Here is a 22,392-nt window from a genome sequence, read left to right as displayed (position 1 = left end):
GTTATGCGGCGTTAAAAACCGGCTCGGAATGCTCATTGACAACCAGTCAAGTCGAGCGCGACCCCGGTCGTTCCAAGCCGGTTTTTGCCTTGCCTAACCTGCGTTTCAAACTATTTCGTACACAGCCTAGGCGTTACGCTTTTAATCGGCTGAACTGCCGCGCGTCTGCAATGCTCCAACAAAGCACCTACGCCCTCGCAAGGACTCGCTCATGTCGCGCTGGTTAACACGCACCGCCCTGTTCATCGCCGTGCTATTGACGCTCACCGCCTGCAGCCGGGTAGGCCTGGCCTACCGCAACCTCGACCTGATCATCCCGTGGACCCTCAATGACTACCTGGAAATCAACGGCGAGCAAAAAGACTGGTTCAACGAACGCCTCAAGCAACACCTGAGCTGGCACTGCACCACGCAGCTACCGGGCTACCTCGACTGGCTGGACCGCCTCAAGACCATGGTGCAAACCAACCAGGTGACCGATACCGCCCTGCAACAGCGCACCCAGGAAGCCAAGGCCGCCATCGCCGAAACCGCCCGGGAAATCACCCCGTCGGCCATCCAGTTGCTTCAGGGGCTTAGCGACGAACAAGTGGCGGACATGGACGCCGCCTTCGTCAAGGACCAGCGCAAGCGCCAGGAGGAATACCTCAAGCCGTCATTGCATGAGCAAATCCAGGCGCGCAGCAAACGCATGGAAAAACGCCTGAACGACTGGCTCGGCCCAATCAACGAGGCTCAGCGCCAACGCGTGATGGCATGGTCCACTGCCCTCGGCGACCAGAACCAACAATGGATCGCCAACCGCGCCCACTGGCAGAACCAGTTCAGCCAAGCCGTGGCCCAACGCCACAGCCCCGATTTCCCGCAGCGCATCGAGCAACTGCTGGTCAACCGCGAAAGCCTCTGGACACCGGCCTATCGCGAAGCCTTCAGCAAGACCGAAGCCCAGGCCCGCAGCCTGCTGATCGACCTGCTGGCCGAAAGCACCCCGCCCCAGCGCGAGCGTTTGCTGAAGAAAATCGACGGGGTGAAGAAGGACTTCAGCGACTTGAAATGCCTGAAATCGGCACGCTCTTGAAACCACAAAAAAAATCCAATGTGGGAAGCGGGCTTGCCCGCGAATGCGATCTACCAGCTAACGATCATGTTGGCTGACACGGCGCATTCGCGGGCAAGCCCGCTCTCGCAAACAAGGCGCACACCCATCAGGCAATCTGCGCCTTCGAAGCCAAGTCATCGAACGTGAACTCATCCAGCGCATCGTCCTGCTCATCCAGCACCTGGCGTGGGTGATCATTGCCCGGAATGCTGCTGTCGATCAGGCTCAGCAAGCGCGAACCGCGGGGCGTGAGCACGAAGTTTTCACCATTACCGCCTTCTTCCTCCGGCCGCGGCTCAATGAAGCCACGCTCCAGCAGCAGCTTTTCATACTCCCCGGCAACCGCTTTCAGATGATCGAGATTCTCGATCTCCTCGCCCTGCGCCGCCTTGGCCGCCGCGTGCTGCTCCGCATAAGGCCGAGGGGTAAAGCTGTGGCCGGCGCCGTTCTGCACTTCGTGCAGCAACCGTTCGATCAAGTCCCAGTTATAAGTCGTCATCCTGGTCCATCCTCCAAAGAGTGAGATGCCTTCCCAGCGTCCTGTTTCGCAAATACAAGACACTAAGGGTGTGACCGAGACGCTGCGCCGCCGTTCAGCCGGGCTTCCCGACGGGCCATTTCATCTGCCGACCAACGGTCTGTCGAATTCACACACGGCCAAACGACCACTGACACAAGCACTTGCTGAACGACCCTGCCTACAGGAGAAATCATCATGAACGTCGAGAATCATCCGGTCGTCTCGCGGGAAGAATGGCTCGCTGCGCGCCGCGAACACCTGGCCCACGAAAAAGCCTTCACCCGCGAACGGGACAGACTCAGCGCCGAACGACGCGCCCTGCCCTGGGTCAAGATCGACAAACCCTATCGCTTCCAGGGCCCCCACGGCGAACTCAGCCTGGCCGACCTGTTCGACGGCCGTAGCCAACTGGTCGTCTACCACTTCATGTTCGGCCCCGGCTGGAAAGAAGGTTGCCACGGCTGCTCCTTCCTGTCCGACCACATCGACGGCGCCAACCAACACCTCGCCCATCACGACGTGGCGGTGGTCGCCGTCTCCCGCGCATCCTTTGCCGAATTCCAGCCGTTCAAGCGGCGCATGGGCTGGGCCTTCGACTGGGTCTCCTCAAACGGTTGCGACTTCAACGACGACTTCGGCGTCAGTTTCAAAGCCGAAGACACCGCTGCCGGAACGGCCACCTACAACTACGAAAAAACCGACACCGCCGAAGGCGAACTCCCAGGCCTGAGCGTCTTCTATCGCAACCAAGCCGGCGAGATCTTTCACACCTACTCCACCTATGCCCGAGGTTTGGACATGCTGGTCGGGACCTACCACTACCTCGACCTCACGCCGAAGGGTCGTAATGAGGACGAAATCATGGACTGGGTACGGCATCACGATAAGTACGACGAGGCCAAGCCACACAGCTGCTGCCACGACTGATGCGCCAACCCGCACAAGTCGAGCGCGATCCCTGTGGCGAGGGAGCTTGCTCCCGCTCGGCTGCGTAGCAGGCGCCTGCGGTGCCTGAATCAACACCACTTGAATGTGATTGGAAACGATTGCGGCCGCAGGAAGAACAATAATGAAAACGGACGACCTGATTCGCCCGTTTCATTGCTGGATCCTTTATTGCCGGTGGTTTTGCTGCGCTTGCATGTACTGACGCAGAAGTTGATTGATGCGCGTCTGGTAACCAGCGCCCTGCCCCTTGAACCACTCCAGCACATCGGAGTCGAGGCGAATGGTCACCGCTTGTTTTGTTGGAACACGCAGCTCCGCGCGGCGGAAGAAATCCTCACCCAGCTCAGGAATATCGCTGGTATCGATGTTCGGGTCATTCAACTTGGCCAGGCGCTCCCAGTCAGTCTTCGATGTTTTCGCCATACCGTATGGCCTCCTGCTTATGGCTTTTCGGAAAGAGATGATGCAGATCACATCGCCCCGCAGCTCGATGTACACGACCATGCCAATCATCGATTTGATCAAGCCAATGGTTCGACGCATGGCGCCTCTTCACCGAAGACTACTGCCGAAACCGTTCCTCTTAAATCAGACGCATCCCGTAAAAAAGTAAGAAAGAACCCGCACAGACGTGGAAACCTCCTGCGAAACAGACGGACAGAATTACAGCAGGTCGTAGTGAAGGAAACGGGGACTTGCTCCGCTCCCGTGATGAAGTATGAAGACGCCAAGCCACATGGCTGCTCATACGGCTAAAAACCAATCCTTAGGCCGAGCATCGCTCCGTGGCGAGGGAGCTTGCTCCCGCTCGATTGCGTAGCAGGCGCCTGCGGTGCCTGACCCGCGGCAGCCCCAAAAGCCGACTGATGCACGGCCAAAGGTCCTACACAAAGCTCGGAAAGTGGCGTCTTGTGGCTCGGGAATGGGTCGGCCTATAGTCCCCCGTCGCCCCAAAAGGCGATTCGGGTTTGGCGACCCGACTACAGAGAATGCGAAAGCTACCAGCTCATTGCAGGTACCGACGCACCCGCAAAGCCGCTATATTCCACGGCGGCTGTGCGCGGGAGATCTTCGGATCTACCGGTTTTCTCTGTAACCGGTTCGCCAACCTGCGCACAGCCACCACCCAATTGTTTGGCGACGACTGAGTGATGGCTTTCAGCCAATCAAACAGAGATCTTCAAAATGAATCGATACATGCCCATCACCGGCATCGACTGCATCCCCGCCACCCTGCTCATCGACACCGAAGCTCCACTCGACGTCCTTTTCGAAACCGCCGGCTACCGTATTCGCACCGTGACTCAGGTGTTGGAGAACATCGCGTTTCGTTCGGATATCAGCTCCGACACCATCGTGCTTTCCGACTTCTGCAAACTGCTGACAGTATCGTTGCGCGATGGGTGTGATGTAATGGATGTGATTGGGCGACGGTTGCGCGATCAAGCGGCGAGGTAATGAAAAAATGGGCGACCTGTGGTCGCCCGTTTTGCATGTGCCAACTGAATTAGAGGCTAGGAACTTTCGCGATAGGAGTGCGTTGCTGAGGTTGTGTGGTGTCATAGACATGCAATTCGCAGCCCTGCCCCACAAACTGAAACTCCGCCAAGTAAACCTTACCTTTCTAGGGTGAACGTGGGGTTGATCGGGATCAGCTTGTACTTCCAACTGTGAGAAGTGCTTCAAGGCTGCGCAATGCTACTACCTTCACCTGATCCAACCTCAAACACACTTGAAGCCACACCCATCAAACAACCATACTTTTTTTATACACCACACCCTCCCCTTCATTGAACGCATAGACGCTATCGTACTGAAAGGAAAGAACGAAGCGCACCGAGGACTTTAACGATAATTCCTCCATCACATGCCCTGATCTCGCGCCAACTCTGCTCCAGTTTATGCAGGGGGCAATGAAATGCCCCCATGACACCAACAAGCCAATCCACGCCCCACCCCTCAGCTGACACAACACTGGGCGGTTCGACCAATTCAAAATAAAAGAAGCAGTTCGAATCAGAAAAATGGCCTTCTAACGAGTTTTTCTCCACTGTTACAGTATTGGCAATGTTCTGCACAACATGCCGAATAACTTCCAGCGTGGCACCCGCCTCAATTTCCATGAACATAGTGATTGTCATCGCTGGACCTCAATCAAAAAAGGGACAGATTCTGAGGGATCCCCACAAATCTACTCCAGTGCCTGCGCCTCTTGATGTACCTCTGCGCGCAGCGCGTGCTCAAGCCTCTCCAAGGTGCTTCGAGAATTTGAGCCGCGTCCGCTGCGCCAGTATTCCAAGCCCAGCCGCCAAAGCGATAGCACTCGTCGGCGTTTAAGGCTGTTGCTTTGAAATCGGCGCTCATGACCCGCCTCGCGGGCCTGCAACCCCGTTAAACAAATGATGTAATTAGCCAGAGCCGAGATCAGCAAAAGCACTTCGATTCGGCGTGGGCAGCGACTCCGATGGCGAGTGATGCCTACCCCAAAATACTCACTTTTTACATCCCTGAAGCCTTCTTCTATCTGCATGCGCTGTTTATAAATGGCCACGATTTTCGATGGGTTCCATTGATCTTCCGGCAGGTTGCTGGCCAACAACCAGGGCTCTCGTTCACGATTGGCCGATTGCCTACTGAGTTTGTTTTTGGCAATTGAGCCGGTGACACGCTGGTGTTTGCGACCCTTTGCCGAATGCTTAACGCAATACAGATCAATGATGTGCGGAGCGCTCTGGGTCATCTCGATCCGTCCCAGTGACTTCGGTGAGGACGATGCCAAAGCGTAGAGGCTTTTAACGGGTAGCCAAGTGTCTGCGTCGTTTCGGTAGAGATCCCGATTACGTACACGTCCCACGTAATATCAGCCTTGCGCTTCGACGGCTTTGATCCATGGCCGGCGAAAACCTGCATCAGCCACAAGGATCGGAACGCAGTCTTTGGGGAGTATTTCGGCCAGCGTTTGTAGCAGTCGTTTTTGATATTTCGGACAACCCTCGCGTTCGTGAACACTCTCGTAGATCGGGAACGAACGTCCTGCCAAAGGGATGGCAGCGCGCAACAAAAAGAACTCTCCAGCCGCATCAATAGGTGACCAGTCAACCAGGATCAACGGATGTTTCAGCGAGCTCAGCAATGCTCTCAGCATGACCCAGTAGAACAACGGGCGCTCGGTTTGCAGATGCCGATTACCCAGCAACCGATCCACTCGCTTGATGGTGTGTTTGGGATAGGCTTTGCTCGGCAAGAATCGACCAAGCCCCGTCAGAGTGAGCCGACGTCCTCGGAGTAAAGCGCTGACACAACACATCAACGTTTTCAGACGATGAGAATGAACATCGGGAAGTGCTTGGGCGAGCGCGCTGTGTAAGAATCGGATGGCCTGCATGGGTCGGGATCTTGTTTTGTGTGGTGCAACACAAGCTGCCGATTCATGCAGGTCTCTTCAATATTCCAACTTCTTGATTTTGCGTAAGAAAATTCGGGGATCCCTCAGAATCCGACCCCTTTTTCTCCGCTGAGGAATCCCCGTAGAGTAATAGATCTACTCTAGCAAACCTTGATAATTTTTATATTATCGAAAGACCCAACCGGAATTTTGTATAAAACCCCTTTAATATTCAGCGGCAATTTAGAGTCCTTCATTCCACCTTTAGGCCTTGCTATTAATTTGTAACCAGCATCACAAACATCATAACTAAACAATCCTTTCCTAGCCATCGCAGCAAACGACTTCAAGTATCGATCGCGCTGAACCTTGATATTAAAATCTGGAATATTTTCCTCAACTACTTCGCACTCAAAACCATCACTCAACGAACAAAAAAACTCATAGGCCATTTCATAATCAGAAATCGACTCCCTGATCACCTCAGGAACAACACCTCGCCCTCCAGTTGCAAAATGCGCAAGCAACCCATCATTGAAAACTGCAAACCAATCCAAATCATTAACCTCTAAAAATTCATCATCCATTTCCACTTATTCAGCTCCAAAAATATTTGTGCAATTCTCGCAACGTGGCACCACCTCACCAGGCCTAACAGCAGGAGTAAATTTAATATCGCTTAGTTTGAGACTAGGATTACTCAACAGTAGTTCATTAGCAGCTGTAAACTCAGCACAGCGACCCAATGTATTCCCACATGCTGTTTTAACACCTAAACCGCCTAGCTTATCCGAAAAAGGGGACAGATTTATTTTCCCGACTCAGTCCTCGGCCGCCCCTGTCTTCGCCGCTCTACGCGCGCACCCACAATCCGCCCGACCTCGTCTACGAAACGGCTTGTACCCGTCAATTGACCTCGCTGCAACGCATCGCGGATCAATCAGGATAGTTTGGTGTACAAACGCCTAATACCGGTCCCCTTTTCGGAAAATAAATCTGTCCCCTTTTTATTCTTTTTATTTCGTCCCCTTTTCATTTCCGGGAATATTGGCTCCTTGCAAGCTCTCAGCGTAACAGAGGAATGAAAAATAAATCTTTCATCTTTTATTTATCACTCATACAAACCGAAGCTTCCAATAGTCATTTCCCGCCACCACCCAATACCGCTCGCTAGCAGGAATCAAAAAGCTAAAATCAAAACATTCAGCAATCCAGTCTGGATAAGCTAGACCTTCATGAACACGCGCGTCATCCATATGCATAAAAATTTTTCTGTCAAAATTTATGTAAAACCTAGGAAACCTAGAGTGAATCATGTTGGCGCGTTTAAACAGATCCTGGGTCAAACCTTCACCGGTTAAAAAATAATACTCAACTTTTTCAAAAACCTCGAAATCCGCACCTATAAAATCATTTAAATCACTTGGAGACAAAATTTTTCCACTTGAATCACCCAAATACTGCGGAAAATTTTCCGCCGTCATTTTCAGAATGCCACCTCTGAAACTTTTGCAAGACTGCTCATATTGCTCCTGGGTTATTTCGCCACTATCAAGGTAGGCGCGATAGTCTTTCTCTGCATCAAGAGAAAAATTATACTTCTCATCTACAACCCAATAACACTTTCCAGCATGCACAAAAAAGCAAATACTTTTCTCCCCCCGCCAAAGATCATCAAGTACCGATTGACTTACGGTCATTGCTTGAACTCCTTAAAAAATTCATCCTGTGTATAAACCCGGGCGTTGCTCGAGTTCTTTTCGAGTAGCGACTCCCACATTTTTGGTAACTCCACAAAGGGGACAGATTTATTTTCCCAACTCAGCCCTCGGCCGCCCCTGCCCTCGCTGCTCTACCCTCACACCAACAATTCGCTCCACCTCATCTACGAAACGGCTTGTTCCCGTCAGTTGGCCTCGCTGCAAGGCATCGCGGATCAATCGAAGCTGATCAGACGGAATGGCTTGGCGCACAAACTCCCCATACCGAAGCTGCCGCTCCAGCGGGGTATCACCCAAAGCCAAGAAGCAGGGATCAGAATCTAACCAGCACCTACCAGGCCCATCACTTACCCGGCTTCGATAGCTCGACCATACATAGTCTGCGACATCAGCGACCATACGAGCACGTACAGGATTCAACTCAATGTAACGACTACAAGCGAGCAAATATGAATCCGACTGGACCACGCTGGATTTGTAACGGCTTTCCCACAGGGTGCCTGAACGCCCTTCCAATCGATTTCGATAGCGCGTCGCACGGGCAGCCAGTGCCTTCATTAACTGCCCCAGCCCAACGGTCGACTCCCCTGGAGCTAGCAACAAATGGACATGATTCGTCATCAGGCAATAGGCGTAGACCTTTACTCCGAACGCATCCTTCAGCTCACGCAGATCAGATAGATAGCGCTGATAATCCTCCGCCGCCGCAAACACTACCTGCCGGTTATGGCCGCGCTGTACCACGTGATGCGGATAATTTGGTAAAACAATACGTCCCATTCTTGGCATATTCGCTTCCTGTATCCTTGGAAGCTTTCAGCGTAGCAGAGGAATGAAAAATAAATCTGTCCCCTTTTTCTGTTTTCGCCGCATTCTTGGCAGATTCGCTTCCTGTATCCTTGGAAGCTTTCAGCGTGGCAGAGGATTGAAAAATAAATCTGTCCCCTGTTTGCTAAAAATAATTTGGCGTACAGACGCCTCATACCGCCGTCCATTTTCGGAAAATAGATCTGTCCCCTTTTTCCCTTCTAACGCATACCTCTGTACGGATCCTTAACTGAGTCACCTACCTCAGAAAGCGCAAGTGAAATCTCATTAAAAACTTCCGGCGACACATCCATTAATGAGCAGGAGCATAGAAACCCCCTTATTTTCTCGAGCCCTAATCTCACCATAATACCAATGATATCTTCAACCAACGCTTGATCATACCCATCCCATACGGAAATCAAGCAATATTCGATCCGTTCTCTTATACCACCATCCAAAACATTATAAGTATGCCACTGTCTATCACTTAATTCTAAAATCGACTTTATAAAATCTCCCCTTTTGACAGCTTGCAACTCGAAACCATCCAACAACTCTGTAAATTCAACTTCGAGCTCTTTGTTAGTCATTGAGTCTGGCAGACTAGTATAGTATTCAAAACTCTTCATATTTAAAAATCCACCGGTATATGCGTTGCATTGGAAGGCTGCCTGTACAACAAGCCGTCTTGACCAAGCAGCTTGTTCCCAATTTTTATTTGTGCAGTCCATCCGGAGCCAGCGTTTGAACCAGGAAACTTAGCAGCAGCGTTCGCATCAGGCGCATGCCATTTTATCTCGACTTTTTGACCATTCCATATGTATTGAAACTTGCTCCCATCGGCAATTGTACCTGAGGGCTTGAAACTATTTTGCGTACCAGGCGGCACCAGCTTCTCCAAATCCGCAGCACTGATCCTACCATTATTAATAAACCCTTTGGCTGAAGCGTAAGCATCAAAAAAGGCGGCTGTTTTATTCACTGGCTGGTTTAAGTAGCCAAAATCGCCATCTGCTTGCGACGCGGGGGACTCAGGCTTTGAGCTTGGCGGAGTCGCTTGTTCCGTCGCTCCCCCTTTCGGAACATTAACACCGACAACCACAGGACTTTTACCCAGAATCTCCATACTCAAGGTAGTCTTCAGCTCAGTCAACAACCCAGCCCGCTCAAACAGCGATAACTGCCGTCCAGCCTGTTGATCAAGCCAACTGGTCTCCTTGACCCATTGATCGACCCCTGCCCATTCATCCGGCGTCAGCCAACCTTCCTTGAGGCTCTTCGCGAACGCCATTTGCTTATCTGAGGTAAACAGCGCTCCCCAACCATCTACTCCCTGTGACGGAACGGCAACCGCCCCTGGATTTCCCGTGAGAAGCCCGGCCATGTCATAAGAAACATTACGCCGCAGGAAGTCCATCAAGTCCTTGGCGACAGGAGCGTCCAAAGAAACCGCGCTTTGCTGGATCGCCTCTACACACGCTCTGCTTTCACAAGCGTTGATGGCCATGGAACGCTGGGCAGATAGTTCTTCGTACTTTCCGACGATCTCGCGGATGTTCTGTGCGCTGCATCCCTCAGTCGCCCGACACCCCTGAAGTTCTTTAAGCAGACGTTCTGCTGACTGATGATTGAGGTTATTGTACTGAGTTGCGTTTGCCGTTACCGCAGCGGCGGCGGATGCGTCCCCGCCCGTAAATGCCGCTGTCAACACACCTATCAGCTGAGAAGCACCCAACAACTTGCTCACGCCTTGTTGGTATTCCGGGCTGTTTCGATCTACTCCGACCGGTAGCAACTTGTCGGCAAGGGCATCTACCAATGCCTCGTTCGCGCCAGCAGCAATAGCGCCTGTACGGAAGTCCCCTCCCATAGCTTCCGCCATCAATCCACCCAACGCGGCATGCATCACTACTTTGGAAAGCTTGCCATTGTCGAAGACGGTGATATCACCAATTTTATTAGCGGAAACCGCCCCACCAATGCTAATCGCCGAACCCAATGCAGACGTAACCAGGTTGTCTTTCAGGCTCCCGCCAGTGATCACTGTCTTGGCGGCGGCGTCAGCGGCCACTTTTATAGCCACGCTTTGTGCGCTGGGGATATCAAACTTCAGATCTGTAGGACTAAACCCGAACTGCGAAGCGATGCCCGCTGACGCCCCTGCCAGCACATAGCCCTTCAGGTTTTCGGATGAGAAAACGTCTTTGAAGACAGCTCCCATATTACCTTTGTTATTAATTGTGCTGACCGCTGCAGTACTAGCCACCGATGTCAGCGCCGCAGAGGCAATAAGGTTACCGGTCCCTGCCGCTGCGGTCCCCACCGCCGTACCCGCCGATACCATTGCGGAGCTACCCGCAGCCGCCATCGCCGTACCTGAACCGGCCGTTGCGCCAGCTGCCGACCCCACTGCCGCACTCGCAGCTCCGGCTGTCAGGACGGTGACAATAATAATGATCGCCAACATCGCCCCCTGCCCAAGGCTGGAGCTGCTGTACTTGAATGACTCGTGAGTTTCTTTCACCAACCGCCAGTCAACATCGCCACGCTGTTCGGCCTCCTTGAGCCAAGCCAACTGGGGGTCGGCTTTAACCATGGCATCGATGGTCTCGCTAACGGTTTTCTGGTTGATATTCTTGATATCGATGTTCAAACCATCGACCGCTTTGATGACCAAGTCTCCCTGTGCTACAAGTTGGCTCTGGATCAAGGTCTCGTCCGTATGGCCTTTACCCTTCATCGAGTTCCAGGCCATGCTCGACTTGCTCTTTGTATGAGTCTCCTGACTCAGATCCTTCACACCCTCAAAGGTAATCGCCCCTCCACTCTGCACAGTCAGGTCAGCCCCACTGTTCAACTTCGCAGCCTGATACCGCTGATCATCCCCACTGACCAACGTCAGATCGCCCCCCGCAGTGATTTCACTCCCCACGTTCGTGACCTTGGTCACCTCGTCATGCTTGGTCTGCTTTTTCCCCCAACTGCCCTTTTTCTTTTTGTCATACAGGGAGTAGTCACTGTCCTGCGCTGCCAAGACGTCGAGGTTTTCGCCCGCCACCAGGTAAGCTTCATCCCCGGCACTGATGCGGCTGGAGATGATGGCCATGTCTTTTCCGGCCCCCATCGTCACGTCACCGCCAGCGCTGATGGCGCTGCCAATCTGTTTGACGTGATCTTCCTGGGTGGTGACTTTTTTCGTTTTGGAATAAGAGTGGGTTTCGTCAGTTGCGGAGGAGATGGTCATATTCTCCCCGGCGGTCAATGCGACGTTGCGCTCGGCCCCGAGTTGGCTGGCGATGGCAGCGAAATCCCGGCCGGCGTTCACGGTCAGGTCGCGACCTGCTTGCGCGCTGGAGCCGAATTGCGTCACCGCGCTTTTGCGAACGCCATTGTTGCTGGCACTTTCCTGTTGGGCTGAGGCAATGATCGCGTCCCGACCGGCATCGATCGTGATGTCACGACCACTGACCATGACGCTGCCGACGCTCTTGAAATCGCGTCCGGCGCCCATGTCCAGGTCATTGGCAGCCTCGATACGGGCGGCGCTGTCCATGAAGTCCTGTCGCCGACTGTCGTTTGCGGTGGTAACGGTACGCTCGTTGACGACGTCCCCCATCACCGCCTTGATGCTGACGTCACGCCCGGCGAGGATCCCACCGGCCTGGTTGGCGATGTTGTTGACCGCCAACACGTCCAGGCGATTACCGGCCTCGATCAAGCCACTGTTGACCAGGTCGTTGCCTGCGGTCGCCGAAAGATTGTTGGATGCGCGCAGGGTGCCGACGTTGTCGAGGTTTTGGCCGGCGATCAGCGTCACGTCATTACCGGCAATCAGCGCACCGGTAGGCCCGAGGCGGCCCTCGGTCTGCGCCAGGTACAGCACCGGCACCAGGACTTTTTCGCCATTCACTTCGTGCTCTTCAAGCCAGACGATGTCGTGGGTCAGCGCCGCGACTTGCTCCGAAGTCAACGTCACGCCTACCGACAAACCAAGCTCCTGCTTGCTGACGATGGCGTTGTTCATCAGGTACTTGAACAGGCCTTCGTCGCTGGTTTGGCCGTCGATGAAGCGCTGGCCGGTGCGGGCGACCACCGCTTGTTGGATCAAGCGCTGTTCGTAGAGGCCGTCGCCCAGGCGTTTGGCGCTTTGGTCCGGGTCGTAGCCGAGGTTTTGCAGCAGGTAGTCCGAGCTCATGAACGACTTGAGGTCGGTGAGTACGGGGTTGGTCTCGATCAGGTACTTTTGCGGGTTAGGCTTGAAGGAGGTCTCTGGTATACCTTGAACGCGCGCGACCGTCTGGCTGGCGGCTGGCGTATCAACCACATTGCCCACCTGGGGGACGACCTGGGTCGTTGGGAGCAGGTTGGTGCCTGTGACATTCACCGCGGCCACTTGAGTCCCGGCGCTGCTGCTGTTGCGACTTGGCATCGGCAGCGAGTGGCTGTCTTGTGCAGGCGCACTGACGTTGAGCGTACTGGCGCTCACGTCGCTGTCGTTGGCTTGACGAGCGATCAGGGACAGTTGCCGATCACTGGCACCCACCGCCGCGATCGCACCTACCTGGACAGCACGGGCTTGAGTATCCGGCAGGTCTTGTTGGCGCTGGCTGGTGCTGATCGAGGCGCTGCCCATGCTCCAGTTTGGCGAGCCGGAGTTGGCCTGAGTGGCCTGTTGAGCCGAACCACCTTGGCCGCTCAGGCGGAACAGACCGTTTTGACCGGTTGGCAAGGCGAAGCCAGGAAGGCTCAGTGGGTTCACCTGCTGCTGGGCGCGATCAGGTGGCAGCTGATTGTTGATCCTGACGATGGTGGTGCCGGTTCCGCTTGCCTGGGTATTCGCGACTTTGTTGGTACCGCCGCTGGCGGTGTAGTCCTCATGGATGACACTGTTCTGCAGGTCTTTGGTGGCGGTGATCGAGACGTTACCGCCGGCCTGGATGACGGCGTTACGGCTGCCGACTGTACTGGCGGTGCCGGAACTGTCTTTGGCGATTTCGATGTCACTTAGAAGGTTGTACTGATCCAGGTTTGGCATCTGAAGCAGGTTGTTCGGATCGTACTGGGATTGCGTGGTGTTCTCGAAACCGTAGGCCAGCCCGGGCAGTACGAGGTTGTAGTCTCCACGTGTTTTGACCGTGCCCCCTGTATCGGCATCTGTAAGACTCACCACGGAAAACGATTCACCGTCTCGCCCCCCTTCCCTGTAGCGAGTCGATTTGGGGATGGCCTTGTGAATATTCCCGTCCAGATCAAGGTAATAGACATACGGGAAATCAGGGTTATTGCGCTGGTTGTAAGGAGTCAGGACGTTGGCGAAAAACCGTCCAGTACCGCCGTCGCTCATACCTGCGACTTGATACATGCGGGTGCGCTCGATGGTTCCGTTCTGCGCACCGATGTTCTGCACGTTGTCGGCCACGATGTTGATATTGCCGCCGGCGCTCACCGTACTTTTACTGTTGAGAAAGCTGCTGCCTTGGAACACGAAATCCTTACCGGCCGTCAGCAATGACGAGGCACTGGTGTCGTTGTCAACACTTTCGAAGACCTCACGGGCCGCCAGCGTGAAGGTGTAGTAGTCCCCTTTGCAGTCATTACATATATTGGCGATAAACCCCGAAATCAGCTTGCGCCCACCAGACGCCACCGCACCCTCGGTACGGTTCTGGAACCCATCGGCGTTGATCGTGAATGTGCCGCCGCTCTCCATCGAACCGGAGACGTTGTTTACACTGGCGGCTCGCGCGGCGGCGCCATAACCCCCTATCAACACATTCCCCAACCCGTAAAGATCACCGCTCTGGTTGGTGAAGTTACTCACCCCCAGCGTCATATCCGCACCGCTGAATACCAACCCACGGTCATTGAGCAGCGAAGGGGTTTTCAACACGAGGTTGCGGGCCGAACCCAGGGTCCCGGCGTTGATGAGGTTTCCGGCCTGGACGGTCAGGTTGGCACTGGAGGTGAGACGCCCGGCGTTGCTCAGTTGTCCGCCGATGGTCACTGTCGAGTCACCACCACCGGCGATGCTGGAGGCCGCGCCCAGACTCAGTTGGGCCGCGGTCAGGTCAATCCCACCGAGACTCGACATCCGCCCGTTGCCAACATAGCTCCCCCCCAAGGTAAGGTTGATCGAACCATCACTGGCAATCAGCCCATCATTGCTCCAATTTCCCCCACTCCCCACCAAACGGGTAGAAGCCAGCAACTGCCCCGTCCCGGTCTGCGTCAGGTTGTTCACATTGACGGTCAGTCGCCCGGCCTGGATCACGCTGCTGTTGGTCCAGCTGTCTGCGGTCAGCGTCAAGCCGCCGCGGGTGACGAGGCTGCCGCCGGCGTTGGTGAGGTTGGCGGTGGAGATGTCAAAGTCGCCGCTGCCAACATGCAACAAGCTGCCGCCCAGGTTCTGGAAGTTGGCGGCGTTGAGGATCAGGCCGTTGTTGGCGGTTTCCAGCGTGCCGTTACGGTTATCGAACAGGCCACCAATTTGAAAGTTGGTCGTACCGCTCCCGCCCAATGCCCGCAACTGCCCGGTCTGGTTATCGAGGCTCGCCGCTTTGATAGCCAGGGTGCTGTCGCTCTCGATGATGCCCAGGCGGTTGTTCAGCGCGCCGGTGAGGTTCAGGTCGATTTGGCTGCCGGCGATCTGGCCGTCGTTGTCGCCGCTGTTATCGAAATCGTTGCCGGTGACGTTGACCTTGCCTTTGGCGTAGAGGCCGCCGTTGCGGTTGTCGAAGTCGCGGGTGGTGACGGTGGCGTCGCCGGTTTGCGCGGAGATGCGCCCGCCGTAGTTGTCGAGGCCGCCGAGGGCGATCAGGTTCAGGCGCTGGGCCTGGGTGATGCCGCCCTGGCGGTTGTTGTTCAGGTCGTAGCCGTTTTTCAGCACGCCGCTCAGTTGGGTGGTGAGCAGGCCTTGCAGGCTGGCGAGCACGCCGCCGCGGTTGTCCAGGTTGCGCCCGACGACCGCCACGTCACCGGCCTTGGCTTGGAGGCGGCCGCTCTGGTTGTCGATGTCGCCGGTCACGGTGAGCGTCAGCGCGCCCTGGCTTTGCACGACACCCTTACCGTTGCCGAGGCTGGCCGCGTCGATCTGCACGCCGCTGTTCTGGCTGTAGATCAGACCGTCGGCGTCGTTCTGTACCGTGCCGGTCGTGTTGAGGATCAATTGATCATTGGCCGCGACGGTGCCGCGATTGCTGTTGTCCAGACCATCGGTGAGCAAGGTCAACAAGCCCTGGCTGGCGATCTGGCCACCCTGGTTATTGATTTGCGTGGCGCGTTCGACCCGCAATGGGCCAACACTGGCGAGCTTGCCGTTGGTGTTGGTCAGGGCGCCGAGCAGGTCCAGGGTGACGGCGGCGTTGCCGATCAGGTTGCCACCGCTGTTGTCCAGGCTGGTGCCGGTGAAGCTCAGGGCGTTCTGTGCATTGAGGGTGCCGTTGGCGTTGCCCAGCGTCATGGCGTTCATGACCAGGGTTGCGCCGCTGTCGATCAGGCCGCCTTGGGCGTTGTTCAGCAAACCGCCCGTGACGGTCAGGGTCTGGTCGGCACCGCTGGAAAGAATCCCGCCCCGGTTATCCAGGCTGGCGGCGCTGACCGTGAGTTTTTTCTGGCTGACCAGCGCACCGGCAGCGCTGTTGAGCAGCGCTGCGCTGAGGGTGACGCCGACGTCTCCGTTGCGGCTGGAGAGCGTGCCGTTGTTGCGGTTGTCCAGGCTGCTGCCATTGACCTGCAAGTCTTGCCATCCAGAGATCAAGCCGCTCTGGTTGACCAAGCTATCGCCGTCGAGGCTCAGGCTCTGGCTGCTGATCAGCTTGCCGCCGCTGTTATCGAGTGTCTGGCCGCTGAGCGTGAAGCTCTGGCTACTGGAAATTTCGCCGCTCTGGTTGTTCAGGTTGCGCAGGCCGTTGAGGGTCAGCGGACCTTTAGCGGTGATCAGGCCATTGCGGTTGTTCAGGTCATGGCCGCCCAGGTTCAGCGCCATGGCTTGTTCGCCCAACAGACGCCCACCGTTTTGGGTCAACGCCGCGAGGGTCAGGTGCATATCACCCTTGGCCGACACTTCGCCACCGTCGCTGGAGTCCAGCGCGTTGGCAGTCAGCGTGAGATCACCCTGGGCATTGATCAGGCCGTTGGCGCTGTTGTTAAGCGCCATGGCGTTGAGGAGCAAGGCACCGCTGGCCAACACGCTGCCGCCCTGATTGTTCAAATCGCCGCTGTTGAGCGTGAGCAATTGCGCGGCGCTGATGAGGCCTTGGGCCTGGTTATCCAGTTGTTGATCGATCGCCAGAACGAGGTTGTTGCGACTGGTAAGTGTGCCGCCATTGTTGTTCAGGCTTTGGGCGTGGGCATCGACGGTTGCCGCGCCGATCAGGCCCTTGACGTTGTTCAGCGCCTGGGCGATGCGCAGGGTCAGGCCCTGGTTGCTGAGCAACCGGCCGCCGTCGTTGTTGAGGCTTTGCGCCGCCAGGGTGAAGGCTTGGGCGCTGGAGATTTCGCCGCCCTGGTTGTTCACGCCGAGCAGGTTTTTCAGCAGCAGCGTGCCGGGGGCATTGATCAGGCCGTTCGGGTTGTTGAGCTGGCCGTTGTTCAGGTCCAGGCTCAGCGAGGTGTTGCTGAACAGCTGGCCGCCCTGTTGATCCAGGCCGGACACCGAAGCCGTCAGCGCGCCTTGGCTGCCGATACGGCCGCCGTCCTGGTTGGTGACCTGGGCCGCGTTGAGGCTCAGGGTGCTGCCGCTGTTGAGACGTCCGTTCTGGCTGTTGTCGAACGCGCCGGTGGTGACGTTCACCGCACCTTTGCCGCTGATGCTGCCCTGCTGACGGTTGTCCAGCGCCGTGCTGGTGAGGAGCAACGCGCCGTCGGTCACCAGTTCACCGCCCTGGTTGTCGAGGCGGCCCAGGCTTTTAACCGTGAGATTGGCCGCACTGGACAGGCTGCCGCCGGTGTTGCTCAGGTTGGCGGCGCTGACGTCCAGGGTGCCTTCGCTGCTGAGTTGACCCTGGGTGTTGATCAGGTCGCCACTGAGGTCAATGCGCTGGTTTTGCTGGCTGATCAGATAGCCGCCGCTGTTGTCCAGCGAAGCGCCATCGAGGTTCAACTGTGCCTTGGCACTGAGCAGGCCCTTGTTGCGGTTGACCAGTTTGTCCACGGTGAGCTTCAGCGTCTGCCCGGCGAATAGCTGGCCGCTGTCGCTGTTGTCGAGGTTTTTGCTCACCAGGGTGACACCCGTGTTGCCACTCAGCTCGCCGCCACGGTTATCGAGATCGTCAACGTTGAGATCCAGCGCTTTTGTTGCGCCGATCAAACCGGCCTGACGGTTGTCGAGGCTGGATGCCTTCAAGGTCAGGTCCGTGGTGCTGACCAGCGTGCCTTGACGGTTGTCCAGCGCGGTGACGGTGACGTCGAGCCCGGCTTTGCCGGCGATGCTGGCGGTGCGGTTGTCCAGGCGATCAGCGTTCAATACCAGCGCGCCGTCGGCGATCAGCGAACCGCGCTGGTTGTCGAGCAACGTATCGACAGTCAAATCGAGTTGATCGAGGCTGCTGATCAGGCCATCGCGGTTATCCAGGCTGGCGCTGTGGCTGTCTACGGACGCGGCCGAGATAATCCCTTTGGCGTTGTTCAGCGCCTGCACTGTTCGAAGCATCAGGCCTTGGTTGCTGAGCAGTTTGCCGCCGCTGTTATCGAGGTTGCGCGCCGCCAGGGTGAACGCTTGCCGGCTGGAAATTTCACCGCCCTGGTTGTTGACGTCCTTGAGGTTGCTGAGCAGCAACAGGCCCGGGGCATTGATCAGGCCGCCCTGGTTGTTCAGTTGGCCTTGGTTCATGTCCAGGCTGACGCGGGTGTTGCTGAACAACTCGCCTTGCTGTTGATCCAGGCCAGTGAGGGATGCACTCAGGGCCTGGCTGCTGGCGATACGGCCAGCGGCGTTGTTCACCTGAGTGGCGGTGAGCGTCAGGGTATTGCCCGAGGTCAGGCGCCCGCCCTGGCTGTTATTGAAAGCGCCAGTGCGCACTTCAGTGGCGGCGCTGCCCGAGACCAGGCCTTTCTGGCTATTGTCCAGGCTGGCGCTGTTGAGCGTCAGCGCGGCATCGGTGCTGATGGAGCCGCCTTGGTTGATCAAACCGCCCTTACTGACAATCGACAACGCACCGGCGCTGCCCAGGCTGCCGGCAGTGTTGTCGAGGCTGCCGGCGTTGACGGTCAGTGCACCTTCGCTGCTGATCAGGCCTTTGTTATTGAGCAGTGCGTTGTCGAGGGTGATCACCAACGCCTCAAGGCTGCTGAGGGAGCCTGCACTGTTGTCCAGGGTGCTGCCGGTGAGCGTGAGGCCGCCTTGGGCGTGGATCAGGCCCTTGGTCTGGTTGATCAGTTGCGCGACTTTCAATTCAAGAGCGCTGCCGGCAATCAGTTTGCCGCCGTCGCTGTTGTCCAGCCGTTGAGCGCCGACCTTGACGCCCAGTCCTGCGGACAGTTCGCCCGCACGGTTATCGATCTGCCCAACCTGCAGATCCAGCGCTTTTGTAGTGCCGACCAAGCCACCGTTGCGGTTATCCAGAACGCTGCCGGTCAGGCTCAGGTTGCCTTGGGCGACCAGCGCACCGCCCTGCTGTTGCAAGGTATCGATCACGGCGGTGAGGTCGGTTTGGCTGGAGATTCGGCCAAGACCGTTCTGTACTTCATCGGCCTTCAAGGTCAGCGGGCCGACGCTGCTCAGCAGGCCACCGCTGTTGTCCAGCCGCGTGCTTTCGACGGTGACCTGGGTCTTGCCGGTGATGACGCCGTTGTTGCGATTGTCCAGTTGCGCGACTGTCAGTTGCAGCGCTTTGTCAGCACGGACGTTGCCGCCACGGTTGTCGAGCGAATCGCTGCGCAAGGTCAGCAGATCCTTGCCGGTGAGGCGTCCGCTACGGTTGTCGAGGCTGCCGGTTTGCAGGTCCAGTGCGCCTTTGGCAATCACTTCGCCTTGGCTCTGGTTGTCCAGCAGGCCGCTGATGCGGGCGCGCAAGCTGTCGTCGCTGATTATCTGCCCGCCGCCGCTGTTGTTCAGGCTGGCGGCCTGGATGTCCACGACCTTGCCCGAACCGAGCACACCCTCGCGGTTGTCCAGCGCACCACCCAGGGTGATCTCCAGGGCGTTGTCGCCCAGCATCTGGCCGTTGCGGTTGTTCAGGGTCATCGCGTTGAGTCGGGTCAGCCCGGCACTGGACACTTCCCCCGCCAGGTTAGTCAGCGCGGCGTCGAGGTTCACGCTCAGGTCGGCGTCGCTGCTCAAGGTGCCGCTGCTGTTGTCCAGGCTGGCTGCGCGCACGGCAAGGCCATTGGCCGAGATCCGTCCTTGGGCGTTGTTCAACGCCTGGGCAATGGTCAGGTTGAGGCCTTGCTTGCTGACGACTTTGCCGGCCCTGTTGTCCAACGCGCTGGCGTTCAGGCTGAAGGCCTTGTCGCTGGAGATCTCACCGCCACGGTTGTCCACAGCGGCAAGGTTGTTCAGCAGCAGCGCGCCGGGAGTACTGATCAGCCCGCCCTGGTTGCTCAGCTGCCCATGGTTAAGGTCAAGAGAGAGACGGGTGTTGCTGACCAGTTGGCCATTCTGTTGCGCCAGCCCGGTGACGCTGGCATTCAGGGCCTTGGCACTGGCGATGCGGCCGGTGGCGTTGTTCACCTGGCCGGCCTTCAACAGCAGCGTGTCGCCGCTGATCACGCTACCGCCCAGGTTGCTCAAGGTCGCGGCACTGTCGATGTTCAACGCACCGACGCTGGTCAGTTGGCCCGCATCGTTAGTGATCCCGGCGGCTTTGACGTTGGCGGTGGTATCGCCTTTGATGCTGCCTTGGGCATTGAGCAGTTGCCCGCTCAGGTCCAGGTTCATCCCTTGCCGGGCGTAAAGCGAACCCTGGCGGTTGTCCAGTTGCCCAGCGTTGACTGCCAAGGCGCTTCGGCTGGAGATCACGCCCTGGCTCTGGTTGCTCAGGCGTTCCAGGGTCACGCGCAGGTCGCCGTAGGCAATCAGTTTGCCGCTGTTGCTGTTATCCAGCTCGGTGCCAGTCAGCGTCAGGGCGCCCTGGCTCGACAGCTCACCGCCGCGGTTATCCACCTTGCCTACATTGACGTCGGCGGCCTGGGTTGTGGTGACAACGCCATTCTGGCGGTTGTCCAGGCTCGCCGCATTGAGCGTCAGCAGTCCAGCCGACGACAGCAATCCCGCCTGATTCAGCAGTTGCGCCGAAAGGCTGGCGGTGAGCGCGCCGTCACTGAGCAAACGGCCCGCCGTGTTATCCATCGATGCAGCGCCGAGCTGGACGCTCTTGCTTGAAGTGAGCCGACCACTGCGGTTGTTCACCTGGCCGCTGGCGTTGATAACCAAACCCTGCCCCGCCGCGACCAGACCCGCCACGTTATCCAGCGAAGCGACGCGCAACGTGACGCCGTTCAAGCCGGTAAATTCGCCACTGTTGTTATTCAACTGCCCGACATTGGCCGTGAGATTGCCGTTGCTGCTGATCGTGCCCTGGGTGTTGAGCAGTGTGTTAGCGGTGATGTTCAGGGTGTTGTTGCTCAGCACCCGACCTTGGTTTTGGTTGTCCAGGGTCGCGGCGTTGACCGTGGTGGTCTGCCCACCGCTCAGCGTTCCGCCTTGGTTACTCAGCGTCTGCGTCACGTTGGCTGTGAGGTTACGACTGGCAACAACACTCTTACCCTCGTTACTCAGACTCTGCGCCGTCAGGCTCACATCCCCCGCCGCATTACGCGTGTTATCCGCATTGACCCCGGCCTCGATCATGCCGCTGTTGGTCAACTGCCCGCCCGCGTTCAGGGTGATGCTGTCTCGCGCCGCGAGGGTTTGCTGGTTGCTCAGGTTGCCTTGGGTCTGCACATTCAGTGCGGTGCCGGCATAGACCGCGCCTTGCACGGTGGCGCTGGCCGCCTTGACGTTGACCGCGCCCGTGGCGGAGGTCTCGGCCAGGCTCAACTGGCCGTTGGCGTCGAGCTGGATGTCGCCGCCGCTGGCGATCAGTTTGCCGTCCAGCTTCACGCCGACGCCGGCCTCGGTGCCCACCAGCTTGATGGCTCCGGCGTACATCCCGCCCAGGGCCGAGGAGTCGATGGCCAGTTGCGGTTTGGCGCTGCCGTCGTCGGCGCGGGCGGTGGCGTTGAGGGTGTCGGCGTTGACGTCGTTGCGACCGGCAACAATCGTCAGGTTTTTTGCCTGGATCTCGGCGTTGATCCTGGCGCTGCGGGTGATGATTTCGAAGCGGTCGATGTTGGTGGCGTTGAGGCCGGCGCCTTCGACGGTGACGCTGCCCTGGTCCACTTGGTAACGGTCCAGCCGGCCGTTTTCCACCACCGGTTTACCGGTGCTCAAGGTCACTTGCGGGCTGTTGATGAACCCACAGCCGTTACAGGTGATGCCGTAAGGGTTGGCGACGATGACGCGGGCCGACTGCCCCGCCACTTCGGTGTAGCCGCGCAGTTGGCTGGGGTTGCCGCCGTTGACTTCGTTGAGGATGGTCGTGGCCGCGGTGCCGCTCAGGTTCGGGTTGCCGAGGATGATCCCGCCCAGTTGCGTGGCCTGGGTGCGGGCGGTGGCGTTGTTGAGGATCACGCCGTTGCTGCCGACGTTGTAGTCCGTGAACTGGTTGTGCGACAGGCCGTTGCCGTTGGGCCGGGCGATGTTGACGATGGGCACGCCATTGCCTGCCCGGTCCAGGCCGGTGCCCGCCGCACTGACGGCAATCCCGTCGGCCTGGGCCCACATCGGTTGCCAGAACATGACGTTGGCCAGCAAAAACGCCAGGCCGCGCTTGGGCATGCCGCAGAACCGTTCGCGGGTTTGCAGGGCAGCAGAAGGTTGGCGGGCCAGGAAGGCGTATTGGCGATCGTCCATGTTCAAGTCTCTTTGCAG

Annotated in this window: 11 protein-coding genes and 2 pseudogenes; 3 read left to right on the top strand and 10 right to left on the bottom strand. The window is 57.3% G+C overall.

Annotation, left to right across the window (positions count from 1 at the left end; genetic code table 11):
• Nucleotides 1-211: 211 nt before the first annotated feature.
• Complete coding sequence (locus V3H56_RS07410) at nt 212-1,078, top strand: DUF6279 family lipoprotein (RefSeq protein WP_338474407.1); 867 nt, start codon at nt 212-214, stop codon at nt 1,076-1,078.
• 127 nt (nt 1,079-1,205) lie between these two features.
• Here V3H56_RS07410 and V3H56_RS07405 read toward each other — a convergent pair whose 3' ends face one another.
• Nucleotides 1,206-1,598 (bottom strand): transcriptional regulator, encoded by a 393-nt coding sequence (locus V3H56_RS07405; RefSeq protein ID WP_042732336.1) that lies wholly within the window; start codon nt 1,596-1,598, stop codon nt 1,206-1,208.
• Between the two features lie 216 nt (nt 1,599-1,814).
• Between V3H56_RS07405 and V3H56_RS07400 the strand changes: the two genes are divergently transcribed.
• Nucleotides 1,815-2,546: a thioredoxin family protein gene (locus tag V3H56_RS07400; protein WP_123578540.1), complete on the top strand. Its 732-nt coding sequence runs from the start codon at nt 1,815-1,817 to the stop codon at nt 2,544-2,546.
• Between the two features lie 186 nt (nt 2,547-2,732).
• Here the strand turns inward: V3H56_RS07400 and V3H56_RS07395 are convergent, their stop codons facing one another.
• Entirely contained in the window at nt 2,733-2,990 is a 258-nt protein-coding gene (locus V3H56_RS07395; protein WP_042732339.1) for a BrnA antitoxin family protein, read from the bottom strand.
• Between the two features lie 762 nt (nt 2,991-3,752).
• Here V3H56_RS07395 and V3H56_RS07390 point away from each other — a divergent pair.
• Nucleotides 3,753-4,025, top strand: coding sequence for a hypothetical protein (locus V3H56_RS07390; RefSeq protein WP_338474406.1), 273 nt, complete (start codon nt 3,753-3,755; stop codon nt 4,023-4,025).
• Nucleotides 4,026-4,372: 347 nt separating this feature from the next.
• On the opposite strand, the gene V3H56_RS07385 is transcribed toward V3H56_RS07390, so the two are convergent.
• The 8 genes and pseudogenes from V3H56_RS07385 to V3H56_RS07350 all read right to left on the bottom strand — a co-directional run bounded on the left by V3H56_RS07385 (nt 4,373) and on the right by V3H56_RS07350 (nt 22,374).
• Nucleotides 4,373-4,708, bottom strand: a complete 336-nt coding sequence (locus tag V3H56_RS07385) for a hypothetical protein (RefSeq protein WP_338474405.1) — start codon at nt 4,706-4,708, stop codon at nt 4,373-4,375.
• 50 nt (nt 4,709-4,758) lie between these two features.
• Nucleotides 4,759-5,952 (bottom strand): annotated as a pseudogene (locus V3H56_RS07380) (IS4 family transposase).
• Between the two features lie 161 nt (nt 5,953-6,113).
• The gene (locus tag V3H56_RS07375) at nt 6,114-6,539 is read right to left on the bottom strand and encodes a hypothetical protein (protein ID WP_047739209.1); all 426 of its coding nucleotides are present in this window, start codon (nt 6,537-6,539) and stop codon (nt 6,114-6,116) included.
• 221 nt (nt 6,540-6,760) lie between these two features.
• Nucleotides 6,761-6,892, bottom strand: a pseudogene (locus tag V3H56_RS07370) (transposase); the annotation flags it as partial.
• 175 nt (nt 6,893-7,067) lie between these two features.
• Nucleotides 7,068-7,652 carry a hypothetical protein gene (locus tag V3H56_RS07365; protein WP_042732417.1) on the bottom strand — a complete coding sequence of 195 codons (585 nt, stop codon included), beginning with the start codon at nt 7,650-7,652 and terminating at the stop codon, nt 7,068-7,070.
• A 108-nt stretch (nt 7,653-7,760) separates the two neighbouring features.
• The gene (locus V3H56_RS07360; protein ID WP_080964378.1) at nt 7,761-8,462 is read right to left on the bottom strand and encodes a transposase; all 702 of its coding nucleotides are present in this window, start codon (nt 8,460-8,462) and stop codon (nt 7,761-7,763) included.
• Nucleotides 8,463-8,701: 239 nt separating this feature from the next.
• A complete protein-coding gene (locus V3H56_RS07355; RefSeq protein WP_212803504.1) occupies nt 8,702-9,112 on the bottom strand; it encodes a hypothetical protein in 411 nt (136 codons plus the stop codon).
• 2 nt (nt 9,113-9,114) lie between these two features.
• On the bottom strand, nt 9,115-22,374 hold the full coding sequence (locus V3H56_RS07350) for a filamentous hemagglutinin N-terminal domain-containing protein (protein ID WP_338474404.1): 13,260 nt from the start codon (nt 22,372-22,374) through the stop codon (nt 9,115-9,117).
• Nucleotides 22,375-22,392: the final 18 nt, after the last annotated feature.

The sequence above is a fragment of the Pseudomonas sp. MS646 genome (genome assembly GCF_036693845.1).
Taxonomy (GTDB): domain Bacteria; phylum Pseudomonadota; class Gammaproteobacteria; order Pseudomonadales; family Pseudomonadaceae; genus Aquipseudomonas; species Aquipseudomonas chlororaphis_E.
The sequence above is the reverse complement of the archived record's forward strand: the minus strand, read 5'-3'. Positions and strand labels throughout refer to the sequence as shown.